This is a genomic window from Streptomyces sp. NPDC087422, assembly GCF_044744145.1.
Lineage (GTDB): Bacteria > Actinomycetota > Actinomycetes > Streptomycetales > Streptomycetaceae > Actinacidiphila.
This window is the reverse complement of record NZ_JBIUXT010000004.1, coordinates 477853-501093: the sequence shown is the minus strand read 5'-3', so window position 1 is coordinate 501093 and position 23241 is coordinate 477853. Positions and strand designations below refer to the sequence as shown.

The following is a 23241-nucleotide window of genomic DNA, read 5'->3' as shown; positions in this document are numbered from 1 at the left end:
CAGCAGGATCAACTGACCAGTTGTGGAAAAGGGGCTCCGGCGCAGCAGCTACGGCTCGTCAGGCCACGCCTGTGTCCACAGCGGGGAATGACTGCAAAACGCGGCCCTCCAGGTATGCGCCTGCAGCCTGGGGAAGAGACTCCGTCCGGCCACTGCGCAAGACCGTCAGACTCCCGGTCGTTGGCACACCTGGGTCCGGCTGAAGTCCCAACAGAACAAGGGCCTGGTCAGCCAACTGGGCCGCCGAACCATGGAGAACGGGCGCGCTTCTGCCTGCGGCCTGCAAAGCTGCGTGGATCTGGGGAGCGACCAGTTCGTAGTGCGTGCATGCGAGCGCAACCGCCTGAACATCGACCGGAGTACGTTCCACAGCGGTGGCGATGGCATCTGCCAAGGCTGCGCTGTCTGCGCGTTCGATCGCATCTGACAGACCATGGCATGCGACCTGCGTCACCGATAAGCCTGCCGCGAACTGTTCTATGAGGTCTCGCAGTTGCGGGCTGCCGATCCCCGTTGCGGTGCCCCACACCGCCAGCGGACCACCCGCTGCGGCTGCGGCCTCTACTGGGGGCAACGTCCCCACCACGCGCGTTCTCGGCTCGAGGTATTCCTTGATAGCAGGCAGAGCATGCAGAGTCGCCGTGTTGCAGGCAACGATCAACAAGTCCGGTTCATAGGCAAAGGCCGACTCAGCCACCATCAGCGCCCGCCCTCGCAGATCCTCCGGGGAGCGCACCCCCCAGGGCATGCCATCCGGATCGGTAGCCAGCACCAGATCGGCATCAGGACGCAATCGTCGAACCGCTGCGGCTGTGGCCAACATGCCCAACCCCACATCCATGATGGCGACACGAGGCTGCCTGTTACCGGACGCGTGCGGATGCCCGCCGAACTGGTGGCTCAGGGAACTCCCTGTCATGCCTGCACTCTCCCGCGTAGCTTCTTCGACATCACCAGCGGCAGTCTGCGGCGCGGGCTGGTACGAAGGACAGATCCAATTGGCCCGAAGTGGCTTTGAGCTCGATCAGCCGGGTCAGGACCGGGGTCGGCGACGGGTGTTGTGGAGGGCACTGGCTCCGTTAGAGCGCCTTGAACTCCGCCTCCCAGGCGGGCTCGTAGACTCCGTCGCGGTCGTCGGTGACCAGCAGGATTCCGGAGGGGCCGCCGCCGGGGCCGGGAAGGATCCCGTGCTGGGCGTACCCCTGGCGCTTGGCGTCCCAGCGGGCGGCGTAGTGCGGATTGTTGAACATGCCGAGGTGCTCCCAATAGAGCGGGCGATCGGGGTCGTCGGTGTGAATGGCGAAGTCGGGGTAGCGGGTCTGGCGGTCGAGGGTCAGCGGCTGTTCGTACGCCCAGCGACCCTGAGCGAGCCGGTCGAGGAGGTCGGCGATGATGACCTCGTTCTTGCTGCGCACGGCGAGGCCGAGGTGGGTGAGGTGGATCAGATTCGAGTCGAAGACGCCGATGGGCTCGCCCTGAGGGTTTGGCAGGGGCCAGTCGGCTGGGGTTGAAGAGAATCGGTGAAGTGGCGGGCGGCGCCGGAGGCTGTTGGAGAGGACAAGGCGATCAGGTCCTCCAGCGGTTCTTCGTGGCAGATGATCAACCGTTGGGTCTGCCGGATCAGCGCGGTGTAGAGCAGTTCGCGGGTGACGCCCGGGCCTGGGCGGGCAGCATCAGAATCACGGTGCCGAACTCGCTTCCCTGGCTCTTGTGGATCGTCAGCGCCCAGGCCAGTTCGAGCGCGGGCTCATCCCTGCTGCCGCTGCGGCAGGTGATCCGCCACCCGGGCTGGGAGGAGAACTCCACCTGGGTTTGCCACGGTGCCTTGCGCATCTCTCCGGACTTCAACTGGCCGGTGAAGACGCCGAGTTCACCGTTGGCGACATACTTCCTGGGTTCCTTGGACCGGGTAGTAGAGGCATGGTAAGCGGGCAGATGGCGGTTGGCGGTGTTGACGACCCACAGCCTCACCGCGCTGTACCACATCTACGCCAAGCCCCCCGCGCGTACTTTGGTCTTCCACAACCGCATCGCCCTCGCGGACGCGTTTTCCGGCTGGCTGCCGGACACCGCCGCCGCCCTGGACCCGGGCAGCCCGGTTCACATCGACGGCCTGTGGTCGCGCGTCATCCACAGTCGCCAGCCCAGCGAGGAACGCCGAGACCTCCTGGAGGACTTCGCCGACAGTGCCCGGCACTGCGCGGTGCTGTCCAACGTGCGGGTCCTCAACGAGGCGTCGACATGCCGGATGTCGACGCGGTGGTCTTCGCCGCTCCCCGCTACTGCGTCATCGACGCCATCCAGGCCATCGGCCGCGGACTGCGCCAGCCCCCTGGTGCGGGCAAGAAGACCACTCTGGTCATCCCCGTCTACCTCCACAACGGTGCCGACATCGCCGGCCTGCTCCACGACTCGCAGTTCGCGAACCTGCTCACCTTGCTGCAGGCCCTGCGTGCCCACGACGGATCGTTCATGGACCGCATCGCCCTGCCCGCCCGCACTCGCGCCGCCCGCACACGCTCCTCCGCTGGGGGGCGGGACGTCTTCTATGCCCAGCCCGAACGCGCCGCGCAACTGGCCCGCGTACTCGGCTGCTCCGGCCACGCCGCTGTCCCCGGGGCCGCCGACCTCGTCCTGGCCGACTGGGAACCGTTCGACCCCGCCGTCTACCACCAGCACATCCGCACCCGCCTGCCCAGCCACACGGATCCCACTGCTTCGCCGGACCCGCCGACGTCCGCTTCCCCGCCCCGGCGGGAACACCCCTGAGACCCTGCGCCCCTTGGAGATTGACGTGCCCACCCCCACCGGCGAGCAGGAAGCCGCCGCGACCGCCTTCGAAGCCGGCGACCACCTTGCGGTGCAGGCCAGTGCCGGTACCGGCAAGACCACCACCTTGTCCATGCTCGCCACCCGCACGCCGCGCCGTGGCCGCTACCTGGCCTACAACCACGCCATCGCCACCGACGCCGCCACCCGCTTCCCCGCAACGGCCACCTGCACCACCGCCCACTCCTGGCCTACCGGGCCCTCGGCCACCGCTACCACCACCGCCTCAATGCCCCGCGCGTGCCTGCCTGGAAAACCGGCCAGGATCTCGGCATCACCGGTCCGGTCCGGATCGGACCGCACGAGATCACCCCCCGAACGCTCTCCTACACCGTGCTGCGCACCGTTGCCCGGTTCTGCCACTCCGCCGACACCGACATCAACCGTCGCCACGTCCCCGCACTGCGCGGCCTGGACGACCCCGGCCTGCGCCGTGAACTCGCCGCCCACATCACCCCCTACGCCCGCAGAGCCTGGGACGACCTGCGCGACCCCGAGGGCACGAAGGTCCGGTTCGACCACGACCACTACCTCAAACTGTGGGCACTGACCGGCCCGCGGATCGACGGCGACTTCATGCTCCTGGACGAAGCGCAGGACACCAACCCCGTCGTCGAACAGGTCTTCCTCGACCAGCGGAACCGCATGCAGCTGGTCATGGTCGGTGACTACGCCCCGGCCATCTACGGCTGGCGCGGTGCCCGCGATGTCATGACCGGCTTCCACGGCACTGCCCTGGCCCTGCCGCGTTCCTTCCGCTTCGGACCCGCTCTTGCCGACGAGGCCAACCGCTGGCTGACCGCCGCCGGCGCTCCGATCCGCCTGACCGGCACCGAACATGTCCCCACCACGATCGGGCCCTGCTCCGCCCCTGACGCCGTGTTGTGCCGCACCGACGTCGGCGCCATGAACGAAGTCCTGCACCTCCTCCAGGCCGGCCTGCGCACCGCCCTGGTCGGCGGCGGAGGAACCCTGCGCCCCCTGGCCCTTGCCGCCGGCGAACTCAAAGACGGCCGCCGCACCACCCACCCCGAACTAGTGCTCTTCCCCACCTGGGGCGCCGTCCAGGACTACGCCGCCCACGACCTCCAACCCCTGGTCGGCCTCGTCGACAAACACGGAGTCCACGCCATCCTGACCGCCGTCAGCCAACTCCACGACGAAACAACCTGCCTGGTCACCGTCTCCACCGCCCACAAAGCCAAGGGCCGCGAATGGTCTCGCGTCCAGATCGCCTCCGACTTTGCCCCGCCCAAGGACACCGACCAGCCCGGACCCGACGGAACCCCCATCCCCGCACCCGTCGACAGCGCTGAAGCCCGCCTGGCCTACGTCGCTGTCACCCGCGCCCAAAACCTCCTAGATCGCACCGGCCTGTCCTGGATCGACCGCTACCCCGACACGGCCACCATCGGATAGACGGCCTTCCCGTCTTCTTGGGCTGGCTCCATCTGTCTACCGTGGCGGCGTCCCTGCAGCCCCTCCGCCGACCACGCATGGGAGCAACACGCACAGCCGGGATGCCAGGAGCGACGTCCATTGCAGCAGTCCATGCCAATAAATTCCGTCGGTGTTCTTACCTGCTGTGGGGTGCTGCGGTCGGGCAGGTTCTGGCGGTTTCCCCGTTCGATTTGGATGCGATTTTCAGTGTGCGAGTGTCGATAGGTCTGTGATGGCGTTGTTGACCATGGTGGCGAGTTGCGTATCGCTGAGTGCGTGAGGGTCGGTTGGGTCGTGCCTGTACCTGAGGGTGATGTTGACGTCATTGAAGCGCAGCCATGCCCACCAGGTCACGCATTCATCTTGCTCCCGCTCGCCGCATGTGAATTGTGCCTGGTCTGCACTCTCGGCTCGGGCTCCGATGTCGTACGTGCTGGCATTCGGGTAAGCGTCCGGATTCACTTTTTCTGGCGACGATGAACGGAAGTCTCGCTTTGCGGCTGACTCGGATGCGAACCCGTAGACTACTTCGGTGAAGTCATCTGGACCACGGTTCCAACTGCGAGAGACCGATCGGCTGATGGCGTAATCATGCGCTTTTGTATTGCTCCAGTCTTGAGGCCCGCGCAGCGAGGGCAAAAGCATGTCCCGCCGCTGCCTGCTGTCGCCGCCTGCGGACTTGTGGACAACGACGACAGTGACCAGGACAGCAGCTATGACGACTGCTGCGATGACGGCTGCTCTTCGGATGTTCACCACCCGGCATACTTTATCTGATCGAACCCGGCTGTGGCGTTGATTCTCACCCAGTGCAAAAGGGATTTATCGAACTCCGTGAAGGTGAGCCCTGCGCCATAATCGTCCCACAGGTTCATTCCCAGGCCGCTTACGGAAAGATCCCCGGGGTCAGTATGGCCGGTGCCAGGCAACTGCTGTCCGATCTCCAGGGCCTGGCGGTTGAATTTGACGCTACGTCCGACAAAGCCGTAATGAATATTTGACCAGATGTCATAAAGCACCTGCAACTGCATTCCTGGAACCTGAGCCCAGGTTCGTCCCCCTGTCATGGCCTGCAGAATCGGCTTGTGGTCCCACTGCCCACCAGGACGGACTTTGTCGGCCCAGAGGGCCGCGCTTCCGATTTCAAAACCAGGGCCGGCAGCGGGGAACCCAAGGATGTTTACCAGAGCCTGATTTCCGAAGCGAACCGCCTTGGCTATAGGGGAATTGATGTTTCGTTTCATCTCACCGAAGATGAAATTTTCCTCCATGCGGAACCGGGCTTCTCCTGCTGTCCGGTCTGCTGAGACGTCGGCGTTGCTTTCCATGGCGCAGTCATTATATTCCGCGATGGTTTCGTAGAGCCCTCCAGAGATCCCGTACGAGCAGTCGAACTTGGCCAGGACTACATGTGTGCAGGCGGGGCTGGCGCCGGTCGGGTCCGTTTCATAGGTCGGGGAGTCGCTGGCGTACGCATATCGCGATTCGGCTGGCTTGTTGATTGGGGCGGTGAGCGGGTCGGTGGTGGTGAAGCGGCCGAGGGTGGGGTCGTAGTTGCGGGCTCGGAGGTCGAGTCCGGCTGCGCTGGTGGTGCGTTCGCGGTATTGGCCGGTGTAGTTGAAGGGGTTGGCGGGTGGGCTGGTGGCGGTGTCGGTCTGGGTGTATTCGCCGTAGGCGGTGTAGGTGTAGCTGCTTTGGAGGGCGCCGGCTGCGTCGGTGAGGTCGGTGACGGAGCCGAGCTGGTCGTGGTGGTAATAGAAGCTGGCGCCGTTGCTGTTGGTCTGGGCGTGGATCTGTTCCAGCGGGTTGTACTGGTAGTTCGCGATGAGGTAGCCGGTGGCGTTGTAGTCCGACGATGCCTGCGGCAGGGTGTAGTTGGTGTCCCAGACGGTGGTGCGCTGGATGGCGCCGCTGGTGGCGGCGGTGGTGCGGTTGCCGTCGGCGTCGTAGGTGTAGGCGTAGGTGGAGCTGCCGTTGGTCAGGCCGGTGAGGTGGTTGTTGGCGTCGTAGCTGTAGGTGGTGGCACCGGCACCGGTCTGATTGCCGTCGTTGTCGTAGCTGAAGGCGCGGGTGGTGGTACCGGTCAGGGTGGAGGTGAGCTGGTCGGCGTCGTTGTAGGTGTAGGTGGTGAGGGCGCCGCTGGCGGTGGCGGTAGTGCGGTTGCCGACGCCGTCGTAGGCGTAGGTTGTGCCCGTGGCCGTGTTGGGGCAGCTGGCGGCCTGGGTGGCGGCGGTGCAGTCGGTCAGGAGCCTGCCGGCCGGGTCGTAGGTGTAGTACTGGTAGCTGGTCGGCTTGCCCAGCCGGTCGGCGTCGATACGCGTGGGCTGCCCTGCACTGTCGAGGGTGAGCTGCCAGTTCGCCAGGGTGGTGGCGCCCTTGGTCGAGCCGATCGCCGTCATCCGCCCGTCGCGGTCGTAACTGCGCTTCTCGGTGTAGCCGTTGGCGCCCGGCATGACGGTCGAGGTGAGGTTGCCCGTCTGGTCGTAGCCGAAGTTCGTGGTCCCCCCGCCGGACTTCTGCGACGTCTGGCGACCGTCGTCGTCGTAGGTGTAGTCCGTCCTGCTGCCGGTTGCGGGGGCGGTGACGATGGTGGCGCCGGTCAGGTGTCCGGCGTTGTCGCCGCTGAACAGCCGCAGGTGGTTGCTGGTGTCGGTGGCGACGATGTCCAGGGTGGTGCCGGCGTTGAACTGACCGGGTGCCGGTGTGCCGAACGTGGTCCAGTCGGCGGTCTGGAGTATGTAGGTGCCGAAGCCGCCCGTGCCGGTGGCGGGGTAGAAGCGGAGTTTATTGTTGGTGGTGTCACGGGCGAGGAAGTCGGTCTTGCCGTCCTTGTTGAAGTCGCCCGGCACCAGGTACATCGGGTTCCAGCCGCCGCCGAGGTCGGTGCGGGTGTTCAGGGTGCCGTCGCCCTTGCCGGGATAGAAGTACAGGTGCCCGTCACCGGAATTGATCGCCAGGACATCCTGCTTGCCGTCGCTGTTGTAGTCCAGCGAGATCAGCCGGTACGTGGCCCAGCCAGGACCCACCGTGGTGCGGGCGCCGAACCCGCCCGTGCCGTTGCCGGGGTAGAAGTACATGGCATTCGCCGACGAACTGACCGCCAGGAAGTCCTGCTTGCCGTCACCGTTGAAGTCCCCGGCAGTCAGCGTCATCACGCCCCAGCCCTGACCGAGGTCGAACGCGGCGGCGAAACCGCCGGACCCGTCGCCGTTGTACCGGAACAGGTGACCGGTGGACTTGTCGATCGCCAGCAGATCGACCTTCCCGTCCCCGGTGTAGTCGATCGGCAGCACCTGGCTGAACCCGGTACCGGTGCCGGTCAACGTGCTGCCGGTGGAGAACGTGCCGTCCTGGCGGCCGAGGTAGGTGCGGATCGTGTCGTGCGCGTCGGTGCGGATCACATCGGTGAGTCCGTCACCGTTCAGATCGGCCGTCACCGTCTGGGTCGCACCGGACCAGTCCAGTGCCGCACCGGCCGTGTAATCCTGGGCCCTGGAGGACAGCTGCCCGGCGTCGTCGTAGGTGTAGGCGAACGTGCCCTTGCCCGCCGACGGGGCGACCGACGTCAGCTGTCCGTTCTCGTTGTAGCCGTCGGTACGGGTGCCCAAGCTGTCGGTGACGGTCTTTCGCTGCCCTGTCGCGTCGTAAGTGAAGGCCACCGCCGGGGTGCTGTCGCTGTACGTGGTACCGGTCGCGAGGCCCCGGCCGTCGAACGCCGTGGTGGACACAATGCCGCGCGCGTCGGTGACCTTGGCCGGATTGCCGTCCTGGTCGAACTCGACGGACTGCTTGTGCCCCAGCGGGTCGGTCACCCCGTTCTGCCGACCCGCGTCGTCGTATCCGTACGTCGTGGTGTGCCCGTTGTCGTCCGTGCGCGTGGCCAGCGTGCCGCTGACGTTGTACGTGTAGCCGGTGACCGCACCGTCCGGACCGGTAACCTTCTTGATCCGCCCCAGCTCGTCGTACTCGGTCTTGGTGACCTGGCTCAACGGATCAGTGACCTCAACAACGCGGTTCGCCGCGTCGTAGTCGGTCGTCGTGACCTTGCCGAGCGCGTCGGTCACCCTCGTCTGGTTGCCGGCCGCGTCGTAGTCGTACGTCGTGGTGAACTTCGCCTTGTCCGCACCCGCCACATTCCCGCGAGGGTCGACCTGTGTGCGCATCCTGCCGTCGAAGTCGTACGTCCAGGACGTGACGAAGCCCAGAGGTGTGGTCTGGCTGATGTGGTTGCCGACCGCGTCATACGCGTCCGTGGTCACCCTGTTCAGCGGGTCGGTGACGGTGAGCTGACGGTCCGCATCGTCGTACGTGTACGTCGTGACCTTGGCACGGGCATCCGTCGTCGAAGCGATGTTGCCATTGCCGTCATAACTGGTCTTCGTGGTGTGGTTCAGGCCGTCGGTGACCGAGAGGACGCGGTTGAGCGCGTCATAAGCCGTCGTCGTCGTGGCACCGGACGCGTCCACGGTCTGTGTGCGGTTACCGTTGCCGTCGTAGCCGTACGTCGTGGTGAACTTCGCCTTGTCCGCTCCCGCGACATTGCCCCGCGGCGACGTCATCGACACCTGCCGCTTGGCCTTGTCGTAGGTGTAACTGGTCCTGTTCCCAGCCGTGTCGATCGTCGCGGACACATTTCCGGCGGCGTCGTACTCGGTCTTTGACACCTTGTTGTCCGGCCCGGTCACCGACGTCTGACGGTTGAACTTGTCGTACCCGTACGTAGTCACCCGGTTCAGCGCGTCCGTTGTCGTCAGGACGTTGCCGTTGTCGTCGTAGGTGTACGATGTCCCGTGCCCCAGCGGATCGGTCTGCGTCTTCAGCCGACCGGCCGTGTCATACACGTACGTGGTGGTGAACTTGGCCTTGTCCGCCCCCGCGACATTGCCCCGCGGATCCGTCTGCGACGTCATCCGGCCCGCACTGTCGTACGTCGAGGACTCGACGTTCCCCTCCGGGTCTGTCGTCGATGTCGGATTCCCAGCGCTGTCGTACCCGTAGTGGGTGACCCGGTTGCCCGGCTCGGTCATCGTCTCGACCTGACCGGCTGCCGTATAGGTGTACGTCGTCACACCGGGCGGCCCCGACTCCGACAGCACCCGGTCGCTGGACCCGTCGTAGGTGTACGTCGTCGTGTGACCACGGCCGTCGGTGTGGGAGGTCAACCGGTCGGAGGTGTCGTAGACCCATGACTCCGACACATCGCCGGCCTGCGCCGACTTCACGTTGCCATGGCCGTCATAAGTCAGTTCGGTCGAGGCGCGATTGCCGTCGCTGTTCTCGGTGACGTTGAGCTGCGGATCGTAGGTGCGCCGAGGACCATGGCCGGTCGGGTCATAGCTGTTGAGCAGGACTCCGAACCGGTAGACGTCCGTCCAGATACCACCGTTGGGATCCGTCATGTCCGACTCACCTGAGCCGGGCGGCGCATCCGCGGTGGGTGTCCAGGTGAACGTGGTCGTTTTGCCGTCGGCGTCGAGCTGTTGAGATATCCGCCCGGTTGTCGGGTCGTAGGTGTTCTGTGTGACCGTGTGGCCTGCTGGGTCCACGATCGTCGCCAGCCGCCCCGCCGTGTCATAGGTGTAGTGGGTCACGCCATTGTCGATGCCGGTGACCCCGGTCAACTGGCCGCCGGTATAGGAATAGTGCACGGAACGGCCGTCGGCCAGTGTGACCGCGTTCAGCCGGCCGCTGGCGGCATCGACGTTGAGGGAAGCCGTACGGCCAGCCGCATTGGTGACCGCATTGAGCACACCGGAGGCATAGCCAAGGGACAGACCCCGGCCGTCACTGTCCTTGACCGATGCCAGCCGACCCGCCTGATCGAATTTACGGGTGCTGTGGTCCAAGGCCGTGACGGTGAAACCCCCTGACACGGCCGCAAGCGTGTAGCGAACGGGCTTCGGCGTCGAGTACGACCCGTCACCGTTCTTCGTGAACACCACACGGGCACCATCGGAATCGACCAAAGTCGCTTTGTCACTCGCAGGAGTCAGCGCCGATTCGAAGGCGAGAGACCAGCCCTGGCCCAGTAGGCCCGTTGTCGCCGTTGCGTCCGACCGGTACGAGCGCGCCAGCGTAAACGGCACCCCGGCCCCCGGGACTGACGCATCCGTGACCGTCTCCGTCACCGTCCCCGTGGCGGTGTTCACCGGATCCGCCCGGCTGGACTGGTGCGAGCAGGAGCACTGGCCGTCCATACCCCCCGGGATACCAGGGGTGTAGAAAGCAGGCCCCGTCGGCGTCGTCGCGGGCGCGGTCCACGCACTCGGAAGCGAATACTCCTGGAACGTGTCCTTGTTTATCTGATAGTAATGAATAGTGGACTGTGTCGCGTAGTACAGCTTGCCGTAGTACGGAGTTCCGTTCTTCCCGGCTATTACACCCTCGGCGACATCCCAACTGCAGGTCTGCGGCCAATCTTTCGGACCGCCTTGGATCCACTGAAGGCAGACGCCGAAGGTATCCACGTCTTCATTGTTAAATATGTTGGAAATACGTGAGTCGACGAGCTGGTTATTGGACGCCTGGAAGAGATCGAGCCGAATGTATACCGGTCTCGTCGCACCACTCCAGCCCGCCTCTGCAGTCCACTTGGTTGTCCCCGGCCACCCGCTCGTCACAAGCCGTGGACTCACAGGCGTAGAGGCCGGCAGAGGATCGACCTCGCCATCGTCATCAGGCGGACTGGTCCACCCGGTGTACGTGTCACCCCATATCGCACCGTGATAGGGGTCTGAATCCATCGGTACAGCACCGGAGCGCGCCGCCAGAGCGGCGGGCTTCTGGTACTGCGGTTCAGGACTCATCTCAGGCCTGGATGACGCAGAACTACCCTGTGCGACCACAGGGAGAACCCGTGTCGCAAGGTCCTGTTGAACCTGGGCGCGACGCTCCTTGGGGGACATTGCCTTCGCCGGGGTCATCGGTCGGTTGCGCGCCGCCGTGCTCACAGGCACCGTTTTGGAATCCGGGTTCTCCGCCTCGGCTCCGCGTGCGCTCGCTGTGGCCGGGAGTACGGCGGCAATGAAACCGGCAACTACAGTCAGAGCGATATTTTTGCGCATGCGACGCCAAGCCCCGGCCATCAAATCCCCCAAAAAAAATCTTCGTGCCTCACACACAGAAGCTTCGATCTTTGACCACTCCGCGCGTGACGTCAAGACCGCCAGAAAAGCGGAATAACGAATTCCTGTGTACCGCTGTCTGCTATCTCAGCTTCACTCGGGCGAGTGCCCAGTTCTCGCCGACTTCGCCCATACGGGCGGCTGCAGCGGGTAGAGGCGATAGCGCCATCTGCACGCGCAAGGACAACAGAGGCTGGCCTCAACCCCTCGCGCACTGCCGGTGACCTCTTCAGTCCAGGGGGACGTCGATGGCCTGGTCGGGGCAGGCGTCGGCGAACTGCTGGAGGGCGTCGTGTTCGGCGGGGTCGCTGGTGAGGTTCCAGCGGGTTTTCACACTGGCCCAGTCGGCCAGGTAGTGGCAGTGGGCGTCGGCGGCCGGGGGCAGCCATTCGGCGGGGTCCTGGTCGGCCTTGGAGCGGTTGGACCTGGCGGTGACCGCGACCAGGGAGCGTGACCAGTCGAGGTCGTTGGCGTAGGCCTGCCGGCGTGCGGGGTCCCACTCGGAGGTGCCCGGAGTCCCAGGCTTCGGCGAGGGGCACCATGTGGTCGATGTCCAAGCCGGAGGGTCCGTTCACGGTGGTGTTGTCGTAGTAGGAGTACCAGGTGCCGCCGGTGAGTCTGCAGTCCGCAGTCCGCAGTGCGCTCGGGGGCGTGGACGGCTTCGTCGAGGAGGACTTCGGCGCGGGCGTCGCAGTGGTCGTGGTCGGCGTCGATCCAGTGCCGGAACGCGGTGCGGGTGTATCCGGTGCGGTCCTCGGCCGCGACCGGCAGCCGGTCGACAAGCTCCCGCAGCGTCTGCGCACCGGTGGCCGATTCCTGCGCGTGCGCGCCGATGGTAGTGCCGGCCAGCAGGGCAGCGATGGCGAGCAGCACCAGCAGGGTCTTGTTCACAAGCGTCCCGTCCAGGTTCAGCAGCGGATGGGACAGATCTACCGGCCGGCCGGGGACAGTGGTTTCAGGCTCGGCAGGGGTGTCACCCGCCCGAGCGACACCGCGGGGCCTTTGCAGCGCCGTGCGGGTGGTGCTCCACCGCTGGAAGCGGCCGGTGGAGCACTTCGACCTCGGTGGAGTTGTAGGAGCACACGTCGACCCTGGTGCCGGTGTTCTTACGCAGGGTGGAGGTGTCCTTGTCGTTGTTCCACACGTACCAGGACCGCTTCTGGTATCGGTTCGCGGCGGTGTTGGTGCCCTTGCCGGTGTGCATGGTCACCGTCTTGCGGGCACCGAGAGTGTAGGTGCCGAAGGTGTAGCGGTGGCCCGCGGCGTCGGTCAGCGTCCAGCCTTTCAGACTCACGTCCCTGGTCGTGGTGTTGGCGATCTGCACGTACTCCGCGTTCAGGCTGGCGTTGGATCTGCGGTCGGTGCCGGGACTGTCGTAGTAGATCTTCGCCAGGTGCACCGACCCGGTGGCAGCACTCGCCGGTACGGGCAGAAGTACGGCGACGGCTGCGGCGGCCGCCGCAATGGCAGCGGAGACGGCGGTGGAACGGGTTACGCGCATGGGCTCTTCCTTCGGCACGACAGTGGCACCCCTCTAACCTGGCCAGCTGACACTCATACCGGCGGAGCAGTGAGCGTTTTCAGCGTGGCTACTGATCGGGTGACGGGACGGTGTGGGATCGGAGCGCGCAACGGACAGGCACCCGTGCCGTTGAGGGAGGTGTTCGACGTCTCAACTCAGCAACACAGGAGCCCTGTTGGTTCCGTATCCTGCCGCACTCGACCTGCCGCACGCCCTGGTCGAGTGGGTCAGGATGCTCATCGTCACCCGTGAAGGTGACCGCCGGTGCAAACTCCCGCCACACCGGCGTGCGCTGATCGCACTGGTGTACCTGCGCCGCCACGACACCCTCGCCCGTATCGCCGTGGCCTTCGGGATATCAGTCGGCACCGCCCATACCTACGTCACCGCGGTCACCGGCCTGCTCGCCGAGCAGGCGCCGGGCCTGCTGATGACGCTGCGCGCACACGATCAGGACTTTATCCTCCTGGACGGCACGCTCGCATAGTGCGACCGTGTCGGCGACGAAAGGGCCGACTACTCCTCGAAACACAAGCAGCACGGGGTGAACGTGCAGGTCGTCACAGACCCCAGCGGGGAGATCCTCTGGCTGTCGCCGGCCCTGCCGGGCCGAACCCACGATCTGACAGCCGCCCGCAACCACAGGATCCTTCGGACCTGCGCGCGACAGGGCGTCCCGATCCTCGCCGACATGGCCCACATCGATGCCGGCGACTGGGTCACCACCGCCAAGCGTCGCCCACCAGGCGGTGAACTCACACCCACCGAGCAGACCGCGAACCGGGCCCTGTCCGCAGCCCGTGCACCCGTCGAAAGAGGCATGGCACGACTGAAGTCCTGGCAGATCTTCCGCAGATCCCGCATCAGCCCCAACCGCATGAGCGTCATCACCAAAGCCGTCCTCACACTGGAGAGGCAACGCTGAAAACGCTCACTCACCTCGGCGTTTAACGTCCAGCTTCGAACAGACGAGCCTGACGATCACGCGTCCGCGCGGCCTCGCGTTCACCCCTGCCGTGCGAGAGATGTGTCTCGACAGCGATGTCGGTCCGCTCGGGCATGATCTACTCCGATCGGACTCAGCGGTGGGGTGATGTGACGTGGGCGAGTGGCAAACCGATCCAACCTTCGCGATGTGCCGGGCTTTGACGGGCGGGGCAGACCTGTCCTCGTTCGTGGGCGGGCCGTTCGATGTACGCGCGGTGGTGGCCGCCGTACGGCCCGAGGTCAAGGACGGATTCTTGCTCGACGAAGTCCCCTGGGAGAACTTTCCGCGGGGGGATCACGTCAGGGAGGCCATTCAGCTGCTCCACACCGGCGGCTCGCCCGTTCGCGCCGGAACGGGTGTTGTGAGTGGGATGTGCGCCAACGACATGCGGGCGGCCGCCGTGCTTGCCGTGCCGTTCCTGATCCGGATCGCTGCCGATACCCACCACCCTTGCCGTGCCGACACGCTCGCCGAAGTCTCCTCTCCAGCTCGCGCCCGCTACTTCGGCGTCGCCACCCGCGGCGAACTGCTGCTCCACCGCGCCGATCCCCAGAACGACCGCCTCTACGACGACTACGGCGTCGAGGTGACCGGCTACCCGGCGGGCTGGTCGGTTGCCGCCGCTCGGGCCGCGATCACCGCCGACGCCACCCTCCTGAAGCCTCTTCTGCACGACCCCGACCCTGCGATCCGGATCCGCGCCGCCTACGCACTGGCCGCCGCCACCGACCTGGATCACGCGGTCCGTGCAGCCTTCCGCGACCGGCTCGACGCCGAGCAGGACCCGATCGTCCACGCCGCCCTGGTCTTCGCCACAGCCGAAGCCACCCGCACCCAACCCCATCCGCCGACCACCGTGTGGATGCGCGAGCGCTGGGGGGACCGAACGCAAGCGTCCGAGGCCCGGCTGGCCGCCGCGATCGGCTGGCTCTGCCTCACCGACGAACCCGCCCCCGACGACCTGCGCTCAGCCGTCGACCAACTCGCCACCAATGAGCGCGCCCGCGCCATGGACGACCTGCCTTGGATGGCTGCCGCCAGCGGATCGAACGAGACGGGACTGCGGCGCTGCGTCCGAGAGATGCTTCACCCCGAACACCCCGAACACCCCGAACACCCTGATCAGCTGGAGCACGACGACCCATGGGCCCCGCAATCCTGACGCCGGAAGCAGACCCCCGCCTGTGTTCGGCTTCGACAGGCGGACCAGATGATCACTCCTCCGGGTGTCTCAGGGGACGGCGATACGGCCTCTACGTGATCCTGAACTCGACCAAGAGGAACAGGACTTGACGCGAAGGCTGTGCTGGTGGGTGTGGTGCAAGAGGGCGGGCGGTGCGATCAGTTCGCGGAGCTGTCCCGCTTCCGGGGGGGCTTCTACGACTGCCTGACCGGGCGGCGCGACGCGCTGTTCGAGCTCGCCGACGCGGTGCTGTGCACCTGCGGGCCGGTGAGGACGCTGGTGGACCTGGCGCTCGCGCCCGAGCACCGGCGCGGACACGGCGCCCTGTACGGCGCGCTGAACCGGGGCTGCCTGGACGTCGGCCGGCTGCGGACCGCGCTGGCCGGCCTGCCGCGGCCGCCGCCGCCGACGGCCGCCTGGTGCTCGCTGTGGACGTCTCACCGTGGCTGCGGCCGGACGCCGCCACCTGCCCGGACCGGTCGTTCTGCCACACCTACGGCCGCGGCGACGCCAAGCACCAGATGATCCCCGGCTGGCCCTACTCGTTCGTCGTCGCGCTGGAGACCGGCCGCACCTCGTGGACGGCCGTCCTGGACGCGGCGCGACTGGAGCCCGGCGCCGATCTGGCCGGGGGCCGCCCGCCCAAGCACGGCGGGGAGTTCGTATTCGGCGACCCCGCCACCTGGGGCGACGAGCAGGCGGTCACCACCACCGAAACCCGCCGCTACGGCACCGCCGTCGCCCAGGCGTGGGACCGGCTCCACCCCCGGCTGACCCGCCGCGCGGCCTGGCTGGAGCACGACGGGCCGCTGCCAGTCATCGAGGGCATGGTGATCCGCCTGGCCGTCGAGAAGCTGCCCAGCCGTGGGGTGAACCGGCCAGTCCGGCTGTGGTGGTCGCGCACCGGTGCGAGCCCGGCCGACGTGGACCTCTGCTGGCAGTCGTTCCTACGCAGGTTCGACCTGGAGCACACGTTCCGCCTGCTCAAGCAGACTCTCGGCTGGACCCGGCCCCGCCTCCGCGACTCGACGGCGGCTGATCGTTGGACCTGGCTCGTCGTCGCCGTGCACACCCAGCTCCGCCTCGCCCGGCCGCTGGTCGCCGACCTTCGACGGCCCTGGGAGCGGCCGGCGGAACCGAACAAACTCACCCCCGCCCGCGTCCGCCGAGGGTTCAGGAACCTCCACACGAAGGCACCGCCCCTCCCGCGTCTGGGCCGACCAGGGCCCCGCCACCTCACCCACCCGCCAGTTCGACGTCACCTACTGCCGCGCCGCAGGCGGCACCCCCGGCACCACCTGCTCCACCACCGCCGCCGACGACCGCGACCTGCTGCAGTGGTCTAAGGACAATGTAACGGGGAAAACGACGACCTACGGGTACGACCCGGGCAACCGGCTGACGTCAGTGGCGACTTCGGGAGGTGGGACCACGTACAGCTACGGCTACGACGCACGCGGCAACCGCACCACCGCCACCGGGACAACCGCCCTCGCCCACAACGCCGCCAACCAGATCACCACCAGCGGCTACACCTACGACGCCGCCGGGAACCTCACGAAAACCCCGTCGCTGTCCTCAGTCACCTACAACGGCGCCGGCCAGATGACCGCCGCCACCACCTCCACCGGGACCGGCACCTACACCTACGCCGGCACCAGCCAGACCGAACTGACCCACCAGACCACCGACACCGGCGACAACATCGACTACGTCTACGGCCGCCCCGACGGCAACGGCCAGCCCGTCATCGAACAGGTCACACTCGACGCCGGCACCGCCTACATCGACCACGACCCCACCACCGGCCAGCCCCTGGTCCTGCGCACCACCACCGGCACCGAGGCGTACTACATCATCGACGGCTTCGGCAGCCCCGTGGAATTCATCAACCAGTCCACGGTCACCTCCACCGTCTACCAGTACGACCCCTACGGCGCCTACCAGACCACCACCGCCACCGGCTCCGCAGCGGCCCAGAACCCCTACCGCTACGTCGGCGGCACCTACGACCGCACCACCGGCTGGATCAAATACGGCCAGCGCTGGTACAACCCCACCACCGGCCGCTTCACCACCCAAGACGCACACTCCTTCCTCACCGACCCCGCCCAGGGCAACCGCTACGCCTACGCAGGCGACGACCCCATCAACAACACCGATCCCACCGGCAAGTTCTCCCTCTCCTTGGGCGGTGTAGTGGGAGCCGTCGTCGGTGGAGCCACCTCAGCGGCGTTCGACGGATTCTTCGGACCGGTCCTGGGGGGCGCCGCATCCGGTTGCTTGAGCGGGTCCGTTACCGCTCTGATCGACGGTTCGTCGGTCAGCGAGGCGTGCGCTGAGGGAGCAACGCTGGGTGCCGTCTCGGGAGGGGCCGGAGCCACCGTCAAATACGCGAAAAACGCGCTGCGCAGCTCGTAGTCAGACAGCCACCAGGAGGAGCAATGAGCACCTACAGGACCAGAGTCGCTACATGGTTCGCAGCCATAGCTGTAGCCATAGTTGCCATGTTCCTGTTTGTTCCCTGGGCCCAGGATGAACTGAACAAACCAGTTCGCGTCACAATTGCCATTTTTCTCCTCGTAGCGATCCTTGCCTCGATTGTCTGGGTAGGCCGCGGACGGCGCAGCAGAGAGTAATGCCAAAGATGCCATAGGGGTGATGGGGACCAAGTCCCCATCACCCCTTCTTCGACGGGTTCTTCCCGAAACTCCTTGCGGCGGCTTAATGGCTCTTTGCGGTCAGTGCGCCGCTGGACCGTCTGAGGGCAAGGCTGCGTGGCATACCCGCGGGGGTCCTTCGACGGACCCATGCACCACCGGGAAGTCACACCTGTCATACCCGCCCCAGTTTTCTTCACTTGTGCCGAAAAGCATTGGCCGCCGTCACGGGTGGAATTCATCAACCAGTCCACGGTCACCTCCACCGTCTACCAGTACGACCCCTACGGCGCCTACCAGACCACCACCGCCACCGGCTCCGCCGCAGCCCAGAACCCCTACCGCTTCGTCGGCGGCACCTACGACCGCACCACCGGCTGGATCAAATACGGCCAACGCTGGTACAACCCCACCACCGGCCGCTTCACCACCCAGGACGCACTTTCGTTCCTCGCCGACCCCGCCCAGGGCAACCGCTACGCCTACGCAGGCGACGACCCCATCAACAACACCGATCCCACCGGAAAGAATGTTCTGGGCGATCTCGTCGATGGTCTGGACAAGATCAAGACCGTGTACGACATCGGTACAAACATCCGCAGTGGCAACTACGTGGGTGCCGTCGCCTCACTGGCCGGAGAAGCTGCGGGTGCCATGACAGGTGCGACCTGCGCATCGATCGCAGTGGGATTCGGAGTAACAACCGGCGTGGGCGGACTTGTAGTGGGAACTGGCTGTCTCGTTGCCGAAGGATTTGCCTCCTACGCTGGCGAGGATTTTGTCAATAGGGAATTCGGCTAAACGACAAGAGGTCGAATTCATATAGAGAGGAGATTTGGCGATGATCGGATTCGTCATATTTGCGACCGCACTTGGGCTAATCTTCATCGCCTTGGCTCTTTTCGCCACAAATGGACCTGCCAAGGCGGCCACTCGGCATAGTGGCGAGGCGGCAGGAAAAACTCTCAAGTTTGTCAACCGCACCCTTTTCATGTGGGTCGGTGTTCTCAGTCTCGCCGCCGCTATCTACGCCTTGGTCGCGGGAAAGCGTTAGTAGAAGAGCAGTGAAATCCAGCTAGGGTGACGTTCCCTTGCAAGGGAACGTCACCCTAGTCAGGGGCACCGTGACGCTTACGCCGACCGATCGCATGACATCAAGCTGAGGCTCTGGTTGCATGCCTGTCGAGTCGTATCGGAAGCGCCATCAAGCGGAGCCGGGGCTACGGTCTGCATTCTTCGGAATGTGTCGGTATCGTACGACCGGCTCGGGTCTCGTGCCTCGTGCAGGGTGGGCCAGTTGCGGTCACGCGATCTAGTGTCCTGAGTCGGTAGTTCACTTGCGGTTGTAGCTAGGTCGGTGCCTGGTCCTAAGCCGTTGCCGTTGGACTTGTCTGCTCACGAACGCCGTGTGTTGCGGGGCTGGTTGCGCAAGCAGACCGCCTCTCAGGCGCTGGTGTTGCGGTTGAGGATCGTGTTGGCGTGTGCGGAGGGCCGTTTGAACGCGCAGGTTGCGGATGACCTGGGTGTCTCTCGGGAGACGGTGCGTAAATGGCGGTCCCGGTTCGTCGCCGGCCGGCTGGAGGGCCTGGTGGACCGGCCTCGTTCAGGGGCGCCGCGAAAAATTACCTGTCGCAGGTCGAACTGCTCCCGACGCTCGCGTGTGAAACCCGCTAGGAAGTTCCGCGCTTCCTGTTCGCCCAGGAACGCGGCCCGGTCGCTCTCCGACTCCTGGATCTGCCCCTCCAGGTCGGGAAGCATCTGGAAGAAGTCAGCCGGCTGGATCGTCCCAGCATTGTACGCCTCTTTGAGAAGGCGCTTCCGCTCCAACAAAGAGTCGAGAGTGCCCTGTTCGTGCCAGATCCGAATCTCCGGCCTCTTGGCCGCGTACTGCTCCGAGAGCACCTTCAGGACGAGTTCGATGATGGCTTCATCCACCTTGTCCATCCGCCGGGCGAGACCGCGACAGTTGGACGAGTTGCACGAGTAGGCGCCATGCGGCGTCCTTTGGGTCACTGGGTTCCCGACCAGGGTAGACGCGCAGATCTCACCTGACGGGTTCACCCTGCCGCACCGCAGGAAACCAGACAGTTGGTACTTCCGAGTCTGCTGCACTTCCTTGCGGCGGGCGGCTCGCGACCTCCTTGCTGGCGGCCGGCCTGATGCAGGGGCTGCGGCGCTGCGAGGTCTGCTGGGGCGCTCATGCCCGGCTAGAGAGAGGAGTTCGAAGCTCCACGCGGAGTCGGATCGAGGTGTCGATGGGCAGTCCCGTGGTGGAGTAGCGAAGCTCCTTCGCGTAGTTCGCAATGAGGTCGAGATCCCGCAGCTGCCGCTGCAACTCGGAAGCCAGCGCTTCGTCCGTATCAGGGACGAGTTCGCCTTCTTCCTGTTCGGCGAGGTACTCCAGGTGTTGGTCAATGGCGTCCACCGCCCGGCGGCTGGTCCAGTTGGCGAAGTCGTAGCAGCCGAACAGATAGGCGTGCGCGGCATCCAACGTCGCAGTTGCGGCCGCCTCGTCCGCGTCATCGGGGCCGTCCTGCCCGTCGTTGTGGCAGTACTCACTGAGCATGTACTCGGCGACACCGCGCTTCACCGCCGAGAATGCCGTCGTGTCACCGAGGACGCCGTCCCATACCGAGTTCAACAGGGGGCGAAGGCCCACGGTGAACGGCGCCTGCTCGTCATCGGGCAGGGCCTCGTGCCAGCTCATGAGCCGTTCCGCAACGCCAGCAGTGAACACGCCACGTTCGCCGGTCGACGCCGCCTTCAGCCGCTCCTCCACCAGTACCGAAAGCTCCTGCCACCTGTCCATAGGAGCCGTCCCCGAGTCGTGAAACCAGCGTGCTCACGCTGCCAACCTCGATCATCGCATTCACCACGGACAACGCATCAGGCGCGGATCCCTGGCACGAGTTGCGGGATACAGCTGACACAGCTTCCCCGTCCACGGACCAGATCAGCTGAGACTAAGGACTGTCCCGCAACGTTGAGGCGGGTGGTTGAGTGACCGATAGGTTCGCCGCATATCCTCCTGTGGTGCAGCTGCCCCGGGACTCGTCGAACGTCGCCCCTGCGCTGACGGCAGCGTTTCCGACCCGTCTTGCCGACGACGTGCGCACCGTCCTGGCGGTCATGCCGGAGGCCAGGCATGCGCCGATGATGCCCTTCGAGGTCGAGGTCGAGGTCGAGGTCGAGGTGCAGGGCGAGACCGTCGCCATCCCGTCGCGCATCTACAACGATGAACCGGGCGTCGGCTCGGATGGGCAACTGTCCGGGACACAGCAGGTGATTCTGCACTGCCTGTACTCCCGGCACCATGATGGCCTGGTCCGCCAGCGGCACCTTGAGCGGATCGTGGCGTCGGACGAGCCGTGGGTAGTCCCGTTCGTGGTGCAGTTGGCCGGCGAGTACGTGCTGGAGATCATCGAGGCGATCGGCCGGGGCCTTCCCGGGCTCGCGGACCCCGGCTCGGTCCAGCGCCGTGCCTACGGTGAGTTCATCGCTCGGAATGCGGCCTTCTTCGCGCGCACGGAGCGGCGCGTGGTGAGCTACTGGTCGTGCTACTACCGCTGGAAGTACCAAGCTTGGTCGGCGCCACGAACGCCGCGATTCCGCAACCAGCTCGCCAGCGGTTTCGTGCCCAGGGGACGCAGGGCGGCCGGGGTCTGATAGCCGGTCAGAAGCATCAACGGCCCGGCGTCAATGAGGTCCAGGACCCGGTCCAGCGCGGGAAAGATGCCGGTCAGGTGGATGTGGAGGCGGTTGACGGTGCGGGTGCGGTCGCCGACCAGGTCCGAGTGGTGGGCTGTGAGGAGCTTGAGGTCGGTAGCGGTCTCGTCGCCGGTCCGCAGGACCTGCAGGTTCCGGCGGATGCGGGTCTGGTCTGCGGTCACCGCCGCGTCCTTGGTATCAGTCTTGTCCTCGCCGCGGTAGCCCTCGGAGGCACGGTTGATGGCCCGTCCGGAGATGCAGAAGGCGCGCTGGCCGTGGTTGAGGAGCACCGCGATCACCAGGGCAGCCCCGCCGTCGGCGAGGTCGATGCCCCGCGTCACCTCGTCGCCCAAGTCCAGGATGTCGGCGGGGAGATGGAGCAGCTCCGGCTCATCCTTGGCGACCCGTCGAGACAGCAGCCGGCGGCCACGCGGTTCCTCCGTGCGTCGGGCTGTGCGGACGTACCACGGACGACCTCGCTGTCGATTCCCTACGGAGCGACCGTGCGCATCTCCTAATTGGCAGCCGAGCCGTCGTGGGGTGTCGTGTGGCCCATCGATGGCGGCCACAAGCGGCAGGAGTTTGAAGCCACACCCGACACCCCTGGGCGGGCCAACCATACGAAGGGCTGGCCCGGACCCGTGCCACAACGTAGGGAAGTTCGATCGGCGACGTCCGGGCAACAGGTCTCGGAGGTGGGTGACGTGTACGTACATGTTCCGTATGTAGAAGCGGACTGGGTCACCGCCGAAGACCTCCAGTGTCCGGCCGTCGAACGAGTAGAACCTGGTGCCGACCGTGATGATCACCTCGGGGTGACTGCTCGTAGACGATGGCCGCGCCGGACAGGCTGCACATGTGGATAGGCCGTCGGCCGATGTCAGTGGGGTGGGTTCTACTGGGGTCATGAGCGAGAACACGGGTGAGAGTGCCCTCGGTGAGGACGAGGACGCCGCGTTCTTCGACCGGCTCCGCCGGTGGCAGGCGCGTTACGGCGACGGCGCCATGGTCGGGCCCATGCCCCGGTGGTGGCCCTGGCCGCTGGAAGAGGTCACCTTCGACGACGGCGACCCGGACAGCGGGCTGATCGTCATCGGCCTCGAACCGGTGCTGGCACCGCGGCACAGTGCCGCCGAGGCCGGGCGGCCGTACGCGAAGCTGGCACGCCAGCCCGCGGGCGAGCCGCCCTACCGCTTCGGCTGGGCCGGCCTGGCCTGGGGGCTTCCGCCGCTCACTGAGGAGGAGGCCGCAGAGCTGGAAGCGGAGCCGCTGGACCCGGTGGTCGCGTACAGCTGGCACGAAGCCGACTGGCAGTGGCACCTGTTCACGAACGGAGGGCAGCGGCGGCTGACCGCCGCCGAAGTGACCCGTATACGCGAGAACCTGGACCACGATCACCGGTTCCCGCCGGGCTTCTCCTCTTTCCGGCTCTGACGCTTCCAGCGATGCAGCTGTCGCCGCTGAGCGCCACCGCGACCGGCACGTGTGTGTCAGCCCGGTGCCCGACTCCTGACTGGTCGACCGGCATCGACATTGACCCGCGTCTGCCGCCGCCGTTCACCCCGCACGGCCGCCGCCCGGCCTGGTACACCACCCCGACCATCGCCCACGCGCACGAACTGATCGGCCAGTTCGCGGTGCCAGGAGCACAGCACAGCGTCGGCAGCCGCCGCAGACCTCGTTTTTCTGCCCGCTGGGCGTCCACGGCCAGCTCCGACGGTGATCCGGCACCTCGTGCGGGTTGTCCCAGCGCAGGGGCTTGCCATCACCCGGCGCTGACACGGCTG

16 protein-coding genes and 4 pseudogenes are annotated in these 23241 nt (G+C 66.1%); 11 read left to right on the top strand and 9 right to left on the bottom strand.

Annotated features, from left to right (window positions below):
• Window positions 1-58: 58 nt before the first annotated feature.
• From ACIO6U_RS15480 to ACIO6U_RS15470, 3 genes are all read right to left on the bottom strand, one after another.
• Complete coding sequence (locus ACIO6U_RS15480; protein ID WP_401719218.1) at window positions 59-919, bottom strand: glutamate racemase; 861 nt, start codon at window positions 917-919, stop codon at window positions 59-61.
• Window positions 920-1079: 160 nt separating this feature from the next.
• On the bottom strand, window positions 1080-1415 hold the full coding sequence (locus tag ACIO6U_RS15475) for a hypothetical protein (RefSeq protein ID WP_401719215.1): 336 nt from the start codon (window positions 1413-1415) through the stop codon (window positions 1080-1082).
• 205 nt (window positions 1416-1620) lie between these two features.
• Window positions 1621-1986, bottom strand: coding sequence for an ATP-binding domain-containing protein (locus ACIO6U_RS15470; RefSeq protein WP_401719212.1), 366 nt, complete (start codon window positions 1984-1986; stop codon window positions 1621-1623).
• 255 nt (window positions 1987-2241) lie between these two features.
• Between ACIO6U_RS15470 and ACIO6U_RS15465 the strand changes: the two genes are divergently transcribed.
• Window positions 2242-2769, top strand: coding sequence for a hypothetical protein (locus ACIO6U_RS15465; protein WP_401719209.1), 528 nt, complete (start codon window positions 2242-2244; stop codon window positions 2767-2769).
• Window positions 2770-2794: 25 nt separating this feature from the next.
• Window positions 2795-4248 (top strand): annotated as a pseudogene (locus ACIO6U_RS15460) (UvrD-helicase domain-containing protein).
• A 225-nt stretch (window positions 4249-4473) separates the two neighbouring features.
• Here the strand turns inward: ACIO6U_RS15460 and ACIO6U_RS15455 are convergent.
• The 4 genes and pseudogenes from ACIO6U_RS15455 to ACIO6U_RS15440 form a co-directional block, all read right to left on the bottom strand.
• Window positions 4474-5028: a hypothetical protein gene (locus ACIO6U_RS15455; RefSeq protein WP_401719206.1), complete on the bottom strand. Its 555-nt coding sequence runs from the start codon at window positions 5026-5028 to the stop codon at window positions 4474-4476.
• Window positions 5022-10736, bottom strand: a complete 5715-nt coding sequence (locus ACIO6U_RS15450) for an FG-GAP-like repeat-containing protein (RefSeq protein WP_401719203.1) — start codon at window positions 10734-10736, stop codon at window positions 5022-5024. Before ACIO6U_RS15450 ends, ACIO6U_RS15455 begins: the two co-directional genes overlap by 7 nt.
• A gap of 886 nt (window positions 10737-11622) precedes the next feature.
• A pseudogene (locus ACIO6U_RS15445) lies at window positions 11623-12299 on the bottom strand (HNH endonuclease family protein).
• A 67-nt stretch (window positions 12300-12366) separates the two neighbouring features.
• Window positions 12367-12894, bottom strand: coding sequence for a lamin tail domain-containing protein (locus tag ACIO6U_RS15440; protein ID WP_401719200.1), 528 nt, complete (start codon window positions 12892-12894; stop codon window positions 12367-12369).
• Window positions 12895-13090: 196 nt separating this feature from the next.
• Between ACIO6U_RS15440 and ACIO6U_RS15435 the strand changes: the two are divergent.
• The 7 genes and pseudogenes from ACIO6U_RS15435 (at window position 13091) to ACIO6U_RS15405 (ending at window position 19733) form a co-directional block, all read left to right on the top strand.
• A pseudogene (locus tag ACIO6U_RS15435) lies at window positions 13091-13840 on the top strand (transposase family protein).
• Window positions 13841-14015: 175 nt separating this feature from the next.
• Complete coding sequence (locus tag ACIO6U_RS15430; RefSeq protein ID WP_391159985.1) at window positions 14016-15065, top strand: hypothetical protein; 1050 nt, start codon at window positions 14016-14018, stop codon at window positions 15063-15065.
• Window positions 15066-15218: 153 nt separating this feature from the next.
• Window positions 15219-16432, top strand: a pseudogene (locus ACIO6U_RS15425) (transposase).
• A gap of 61 nt (window positions 16433-16493) precedes the next feature.
• Window positions 16494-17507 carry an RHS repeat-associated core domain-containing protein gene (locus ACIO6U_RS15420; RefSeq protein ID WP_401719197.1) on the top strand — a complete coding sequence of 338 codons (1014 nt, stop codon included), beginning with the start codon at window positions 16494-16496 and terminating at the stop codon, window positions 17505-17507.
• A gap of 470 nt (window positions 17508-17977) precedes the next feature.
• Window positions 17978-18547 carry an RHS repeat-associated core domain-containing protein gene (locus ACIO6U_RS15415; RefSeq protein WP_401719195.1) on the top strand — a complete coding sequence of 190 codons (570 nt, stop codon included), beginning with the start codon at window positions 17978-17980 and terminating at the stop codon, window positions 18545-18547.
• Window positions 18548-18587: 40 nt separating this feature from the next.
• A complete protein-coding gene (locus ACIO6U_RS15410) occupies window positions 18588-18800 on the top strand; it encodes a hypothetical protein (protein WP_355342750.1) in 213 nt (70 codons plus the stop codon).
• A 303-nt stretch (window positions 18801-19103) separates the two neighbouring features.
• A complete protein-coding gene (locus ACIO6U_RS15405) occupies window positions 19104-19733 on the top strand; it encodes a helix-turn-helix domain-containing protein (protein ID WP_401719192.1) in 630 nt (209 codons plus the stop codon).
• Window positions 19734-19943: 210 nt separating this feature from the next.
• Here ACIO6U_RS15405 and ACIO6U_RS15400 read toward each other — a convergent pair whose 3' ends face one another.
• Window positions 19944-20555, bottom strand: a complete 612-nt coding sequence (locus tag ACIO6U_RS15400) for a hypothetical protein (RefSeq protein ID WP_401719189.1) — start codon at window positions 20553-20555, stop codon at window positions 19944-19946.
• Window positions 20556-20779: 224 nt separating this feature from the next.
• Between ACIO6U_RS15400 and ACIO6U_RS15395 the strand changes: the two genes are divergently transcribed.
• On the top strand, window positions 20780-21412 hold the full coding sequence (locus ACIO6U_RS15395; protein WP_401719187.1) for a hypothetical protein: 633 nt from the start codon (window positions 20780-20782) through the stop codon (window positions 21410-21412).
• Here the strand turns inward: ACIO6U_RS15395 and ACIO6U_RS15390 are convergent.
• Window positions 21307-22074, bottom strand: a complete 768-nt coding sequence (locus ACIO6U_RS15390) for an IS110 family transposase (protein ID WP_401719740.1) — start codon at window positions 22072-22074, stop codon at window positions 21307-21309. The two genes, ACIO6U_RS15395 and ACIO6U_RS15390, sit on opposite strands and share 106 nt — an antisense overlap.
• A gap of 286 nt (window positions 22075-22360) precedes the next feature.
• Here ACIO6U_RS15390 and ACIO6U_RS15385 point away from each other — a divergent pair, with 286 nt between their 5' ends.
• Window positions 22361-22888 (top strand): hypothetical protein, encoded by a 528-nt coding sequence (locus tag ACIO6U_RS15385; protein ID WP_401719185.1) that lies wholly within the window; start codon window positions 22361-22363, stop codon window positions 22886-22888.
• Window positions 22889-23241: the final 353 nt, after the last annotated feature.